This window comes from Bacillus sp. S4, from assembly GCF_040838205.1.
GTDB classification, from domain to species: Bacteria; Bacillota; Bacilli; order Bacillales; family Bacillaceae_G; genus Bacillus_A; species Bacillus_A cereus_U.
The window spans coordinates 1-1497 of record NZ_JBFPJI010000500.1 but is presented as its reverse complement, the minus strand read 5'-3'; the positions used below and the strand labels follow the sequence as shown (position 1 = coordinate 1497).

Sequence of the window (1497 nt, the reverse complement as noted above, 5' to 3'; positions counted from 1 at the left end):
ATATTGTATAACAGATAATTTTTATGCATTATTGATTAACATTGCTTATTGTGCTAACGAATCAGGATAGTGTGGCGACCGACAAACTAAATAGTTGCTTATCCTCAATTATTAGAAGGAAAGTTCCATCATTTCGCGAATTTATTAGACATAGACGAGTGCTATAATTTTCTATATCTACATATAAGAGGTGACTACGCATGAATCAAAGACCGTCAGAAGAAGAATACGCCGGGAACTCCGGCGAATATATCCGTTTGGTACCGGACGGTAACATCATCGATATTCTGCTCGCCCAGGAAAAGCAAATGACCGAGCTCCTGGCATCGTTGACCGAAAGCCAGTACGCGTATCGGTATGCTGAAGGAAAATGGACGCTGAAAGAAGTCGTGGGCCACATTGCAGACTCGGAACGTGTCATGACCTACCGCCTGCTCCGGTTCGCAAGAGGGGACCAGACGCCTCTGACTGGTTTTGATCAGGAATTGTTCATGCCTCCTTTCGGAAGGTGGACAACCGCGCAATTGGCCGAAGACTACCGGGCCGTACGGCAATCAACGATCACATTGCTGCGCGGGCTACCGGCGGAGGCGTGGACCCGCAAGGGCACAGCCAACAACCTAAGCATTACGGCGCGCGCCCTCGCGTACGGCATCGCAGGACACGAACTTCATCACATGGGGGTCATCCGAAATCGGTACTTGAGTTAATCGTAGGCTGAGGCCTTTGGAATGGAACTAACACCTCTCATACAACCTTAGATACCGTTCTTATTGGGGTCCCGCCCCACAACCATCAACTTAAGGATTTAGACCATTTTTGAAATTAAAAGCACATTACTATTCTCTTATGTTAATGAGAAAGGGTGACGTGCTTTTTATGAATATGCACCAAAAACAAGAGTTATCTTTATTTGCCGAAGAGTTATATCGATTTTTTTCATTTGGGGGTATTTGTTTTTCTTAGCTTGATGGTGATGGGGCACTACTCTATAATGGTCAAATTAAAATTTAAAACAGTTATAGAGACTCCATTCCTCGGAAATATTGTAACTATTAAGTTGTAAAAAGAACCGTAGTTTTTCATTTTTGGAAAGGCTATGGTCCTTTTTAGTTGTAGCAAAGATATGATTTGAGGGATTTTTTGTAAATCAAAAAATTTTGATTAATTAGTTGCATAATAAATTAATCAGCGTATATACTATAAACATCAAAAAAAGTTGATGAAGGGGGAGTGAACTAAAATGGCACAAGATTTTCAGCTCTATGAGAAAAAATTTAAAGCGTTGGCCGATCAGAAGCGTTTAGAGATTATGTATGAACTTTGTCAGCGAGGCCAGACTTGTGTGTGTGATTTAACAGAGTTTTTCGAAATGACACAATCTAAGTTGTCATATCATTTAAAAATCCTGTTAGATGCCGGTTTAATTGTAAAAGAAACAAAAGGTACGTGGAGTTATTATGATTTAAATGATGAGGAAGTAAATAATTTATTATC

Annotated in this window: 2 protein-coding genes; both read left to right on the top strand. The window is 40.5% G+C overall.

Annotated elements, in window-relative coordinates; genetic code table 11:
- The first annotated feature begins 200 nt into the window (after positions 1–200).
- A complete protein-coding gene (locus tag AB3X48_RS22015; RefSeq protein ID WP_016105340.1) occupies positions 201–710 on the top strand; it encodes a DinB family protein in 510 nt (169 codons plus the stop codon).
- 533 nt (positions 711–1243) lie between these two features.
- A partial coding sequence (gene arsR, locus AB3X48_RS22010; protein ID WP_367959951.1) for an arsenical resistance operon transcriptional regulator ArsR occupies positions 1244–1497 on the top strand: 254 nt, incomplete at its 3' end.

Coding starts and splice junctions, on each gene's coding strand:
- AB3X48_RS22015 (WP_016105340.1), top strand. CDS start 201: ATGAATCAAAGACCGTCAGAAGAAGAATACGCCGGGAACTCCGGCGAA.